Below are 4,758 nucleotides of genomic sequence, written 5' to 3' on the forward strand. Positions count from 1 at the left end.
GGCTTTTATCTTTTGAAGTGTCGTCAAGCGCGCCTTCGTCGCTTTTATTTTTCTTTTAACGGCGTTGATTTGTTCTTTTTTATTACGCATGTACACGTTCTTTAACTCTTTTTGCGCGGATAGAAGGGCGCGTCCCTCTTGAACAGCACTGTTCGCATAATAATCATTTAATCCGTAACGTTGCTTTAACCGTTGATGGATGGAGACGGAACTTTTCTCTTTCGAGCCCCTAAGCTCTCGGACCTCCGCTTGATAGCGAAAATGTTTGGCTTGATTAAACACCTGGAGGGTGTGATCCATGGACGTAACAAAATCAGGGTCGATCTTATGCTTATATAAGCGATTTGAAAAAATAGCCTTCATGCCCATGATGCCCATCCTCTCTTTGTTTTGTGTCGATCATTGTTAACGTTTTAATTATACCATTTAGAATGTATGTTTGTCACTTCAAAAATATTCAAAATAAGCGATTCATCCCCCACCTAGTGCTAACGCACTTGAGGAGGGTGTCTTCTCGCCCTAAAGCGATAAATTGAGGTACGTCTGTCGTTAGAAACAACAACACTGCCCCATGCTCGGTAGTTCTAAAGTGGCCTTTTAAGTGTGAGTTAAACGATGAACCGTTGGTCCGTTTTTCTATGGTCGGTAAGTCATTGACTAACTGTACATCGTGAATATCTGTCCATGGAATGGTTTCGCCATACATTCCTTGAATCGTTAGACTTTCTTGATTAAATGTTACTTTAGTTGCTTGAGATGAGTAAACGAGTAAGACTATGACAAAGATTAAAGCGATGGTGATGATACTTATAATTAAAACAAGCTGTTTTCCTTGTCCTTTACGTAATTGTCCGTTTTCATCATACACATTCCCATCAAATGTTTGCGCTTAAATTAATACAAAGACAGTCGAAATGGCAAAAAATATGATAAGAGGTAAAGTTAATGACTCTACACCTAAACGAAGCAATATGACAAATAGAATAAGAACAGCACCGATCATATAAAGATATTTACCGATGAAAGCTCCTAGTTTGTCTACATCGACGCGAGCTTTTTTCTCTTCTGACATGGTGTTATAACCTGAGATGAGAAAATACCATTTTAATTGATGAATACCCACACCAAGAAAAATGAAGACAAGCCCAATGATCAACAATACCCACATAACGCCACTCCTCACACGATTTAATTTTAAGATAGTCGCTATTACCATTATACGTTGTAAACAAGAGAATTTATAGTCGCAACAAATGAACGTTGACGAAAGCTCGAAGGTCTCATATAATATAGTTAGTTTAACTAACTATATTGAAGGAGAACACGATGACAATCTATCAAAGTATGGATGTATTAGGACGATTTTGCCGATTGAAACTGGCTGTGAAACAAGATCTACCCCTGCGCTCAAGTGAAATGGGGGTACTTATTTACTTATCAAAACAAACGGGTGATGTCACACCGTTAATGGTGAGTGAGTTTTTACGGGTAAAAAAACCATCGGTGACACCACTGATTCAAACACTCATTAAAAAAGAATATGTGACAAAACAACGATCTCAGGTTGATAAACGAAGTTACACACTTCAAGTGACAGAGCGAGGATCTCGTCTACTTGAGGAAGTAGAGGCGGATTACTTATTGTCAGTTTCAGTGCTTAAAGAAAAGCTTGGAGACGATCAATTTAATGACTGGATTAGATTAACAGAACAAGCAAATACCATATTAGAGGAGTTGGCATTATGCGAGTCTTAGTTACTGGCGCAAGTGGAAATGTTGGTCGATTTGTGGTAAAAGAACTACAAAAGCTAGGAGAAGATGTTGTCGTTGCGGGAACGAATAAACAAAAACTTATCGGAAAATTCGGAAGTGATGTTGAAGCAGTTACCCTTGATTTTACGTCTCCAGATACATTTAAAGAGGCAACTAAAAATATTGACCGTGTATTTCTTATGCGCCCCCCTCACTTAGGTAAGGCAAAAGATATGTATCCGTTTATTGATCACTTATCGGAACAGTCGTTACAACTCGTTGTCTTCTTATCCTTAATGGGTGTCAGTCGTAACCCTTTCCCGCCGCATCACCGGATTGAAAAATATATTGAGAAGCAACACTTGCCATATACCCACGTGAGACCAGGCTTTTTCATGCAGAACATTTCTGGTGTTCATGCAGAAGAGATAAAAGAACAGAACAAAGTATTTGTCCCCGCAGGTACCAGCGAGACAAGCTTTATCGACGCACGTGATATTGGTTTAGCCATCGCTAAGATGCTTCATCAACCTGAAAAACATCATGATAAAGCTTACACACTAACCGGTAAAGAAGCGCTCACGTATCATCAAGTCGCTCATATCTTGAGTGAGGTGACGGGTAAAGAAATTCTATATGAGAAGCCAAGTATGTTAGCATACCGAAAATATTATATCGAAGAAAGACAATTAGACCCGACTTATGTGACCGTCACGATGATGTTGTATCTAATGACCCGACTAGGTACGGCGAAAGCTGTGACAGCTGATTTTTCAGAAATAACAGGAAAAGAACCAACGTCATTTAAACAATTTGCGCATGACTATGCAAGTGAATTTGTTTTAAAAAAAGATTTTCGGCACGGAATATTATCGTTTTAAAAGTAATATTTGCTATAATGATAAGGAGATATAATTAAAAGAAGGTGAGTTTATGACGACGATGAAAGATGTTGCCGCAAAAGCTGGTGTGGGTTTAGGAACGGTATCAAGGGTGATTAATAATTCGGGATCGGTAAAAGAAAGCACCCGTATAAAAGTAATGAATGCGGTAAAAGCATTAGACTATCAGCCAAATGAAGCAGCAAGAAATTTTAAAATGCAAAAATCATTATCTGTGGCATTAATTGTCCCTACGGTATGGCATCCGTTTTATTCAGCATTCTCTTATTATGTAGAACGAGAACTATTTAAAAATAAATTTAAAACGATTATTTGTAACTCTAGAAACGAAGTAGACAGAGAAATTGAATATATTGATATGTTAAAGAAGAATAAAATCGATGGTATTATTGCGATCACCTATAGTGAAGCCATTGACCAATATGTAACAAGTCATTTACCGATGGTGAGCATTGACCGACATTTTACAGAGGATGTGCTAACAATTACGAGTGATCACTTTCAAGGTGGCTGCCTTGCCGCATCAGAGTTGATAAGGCACGGCTGTAAAACGATTGGTTATATTGGAAGTGTATCAAAGATAAAAAATGAATCGATGCTGCGGAAAAAAGGCTTTATCGAGTATGTAGAAAAACAGGGAATCACATATAGCGTGAAGGAAATAAATGAACCTGTGTTAGATATCCAAAGAGAGATATTAAGCTTTATAGAAAATACCCCTCACTTAGATGGACTCTTTTGTATGAATGATAAATGGGCTGAAAAAGCTATTGTTGCGTGTGAACTGCTAGGTAAAAAAATACCAGAAGATATTCAAATCATAGGATTTGATGGAGCTAAGACGAATGAACAAGCGGAGATTAAACACTCAACCATTGTTCAACCGATTCAAACATTAGCACAGCTGGCAGTAAAGAAGCTTATTCAGATTATCGAAGGAGAGCCCGTTGAAGAGAAGGTGATCGTTCCGGTAACTTTTTTTGAAGGAGATACAACAAAAAAGGTTGACGAATGATTAACGGTGTATTAGAATGTAGACGTAGAAATTAAACGTTTACATTTCTTTTTGGAAACGTTTCAAAAAAAGAGAAGACTCGACGGGGTCTTTTTTATAAAGTGAAATTGGAAACGTTTCAACTTTATTTTATATACCTTTTTGGAAACGTTTCAATTGTTGAATCGTAAGATTAAATCAAACAACAGCTCAATATCATGAGGGAGGAATTATCGTGGCTAGAGATGCTAAGAAAGTTTCAACGTTGGTTTTAGAGGCATTAGGTGGAGAAAGTAATATTGTCTCAATGACACATTGTGCGACAAGATTAAGAGTAGTAACAGAATCAAATGAAAAGGTTGATAAAGAACAAATTGAAGCGATAGAAGGAGTAAATGGCTATTTCTATCAAAGTGGTCAACACCAGATCATTTTAGGAACGGGGTTTGTAAACAAAGTCTATGATGAATTAAAAACAATGGATGTAAAAGAAGGTGGTGACAATCATAAGGAAGCAGCACAACAGAAATTGTCTAAGCCACAACAACTCGTAAGAGCACTCGCGGATGTGTTTATACCGATTATTCCGGTTTTAATTGCGACAGGTTTATTAATGGGGCTAAGAGGATTACTCGTCAATGGTTTCGGTATGACGTTTTCTGATGAGTGGGTGGTGTTAACACAAGTTTTAACAGACACAGCCTTTATTTTCATTCCAGTATTAGTCACGTGGTCTGCGATGAAAAAATTTGGGGGCACTCCAGTTATAGGTATTGTGTTGGGGATGATGTTAGTTGCGCCGCAGTTACCTGATAAATGGGCGGTTGCTTTTGGGGATGTTGAACCATTAATCTTAACGATATTCGGTTTTGATTTTACAGTAACAGGTATGCAAAGTTCTATATTACCGGCTGTGTTTATGGGGTGGCTTGCCGCTAAACTTGAAAAGAAATTCAGACAATGGGTTCCAGAAGTCATTGATCTCATTTTAACGCCATTTTTAACTTTATTTACATGAATCAATTTCATAATTGCTCTTTTTAAAAAATCAAACACGACCAGAATTTCAATATTTGTCTTAAAAATTTTTTATGCTATTTGATATTGCTT

The 4,758-nt window shown here is 37.4% G+C and carries 6 protein-coding genes and 1 pseudogene; 4 read left to right on the plus strand and 3 right to left on the minus strand.

Annotation, left to right across the window (positions count from 1 at the left end):
* The 3 genes and pseudogenes from BM390_RS15030 to BM390_RS15040 form a co-directional block, all read right to left on the minus strand.
* Positions 1-369: pseudogene (locus BM390_RS15030) on the minus strand (hypothetical protein); the annotation flags it as partial.
* A gap of 88 nt (positions 370-457) precedes the next feature.
* The gene (locus BM390_RS15035; protein WP_089855742.1) at positions 458-868 is read right to left on the minus strand and encodes a hypothetical protein; all 411 of its coding nucleotides are present in this window, start codon (positions 866-868) and stop codon (positions 458-460) included.
* Positions 869-889: 21 nt separating this feature from the next.
* Positions 890-1,168: a DUF3784 domain-containing protein gene (locus BM390_RS15040; RefSeq protein ID WP_089855745.1), complete on the minus strand. Its 279-nt coding sequence runs from the start codon at positions 1,166-1,168 to the stop codon at positions 890-892.
* Positions 1,169-1,326: 158 nt separating this feature from the next.
* On the opposite strand from BM390_RS15040, the gene BM390_RS15045 reads away from it, so the two are divergent.
* The 4 genes from BM390_RS15045 (at position 1,327) to BM390_RS15060 (ending at position 4,666) form a co-directional block, all read left to right on the plus strand.
* A complete protein-coding gene (locus tag BM390_RS15045) occupies positions 1,327-1,755 on the plus strand; it encodes a MarR family winged helix-turn-helix transcriptional regulator (RefSeq protein ID WP_089855748.1) in 429 nt (142 codons plus the stop codon).
* A complete protein-coding gene (locus BM390_RS15050) occupies positions 1,743-2,633 on the plus strand; it encodes an NmrA family NAD(P)-binding protein (protein WP_177220747.1) in 891 nt (296 codons plus the stop codon). Before BM390_RS15045 ends, BM390_RS15050 begins: the two co-directional genes overlap by 13 nt.
* 52 nt (positions 2,634-2,685) lie before the next feature.
* Positions 2,686-3,669, plus strand: coding sequence for a LacI family DNA-binding transcriptional regulator (locus tag BM390_RS15055; RefSeq protein ID WP_062321342.1), 984 nt, complete (start codon positions 2,686-2,688; stop codon positions 3,667-3,669).
* Between the two features lie 214 nt (positions 3,670-3,883).
* Positions 3,884-4,666 carry a PTS transporter subunit EIIC gene (locus BM390_RS15060; RefSeq protein WP_089855754.1) on the plus strand — a complete coding sequence of 261 codons (783 nt, stop codon included), beginning with the start codon at positions 3,884-3,886 and terminating at the stop codon, positions 4,664-4,666.
* Positions 4,667-4,758 lie beyond the last annotated feature (92 nt).

The sequence above is a fragment of the Halolactibacillus miurensis genome, from assembly GCF_900116255.1.
GTDB classification, from domain to species: Bacteria; Bacillota; Bacilli; order Bacillales; family Amphibacillaceae; genus Halolactibacillus; species Halolactibacillus miurensis.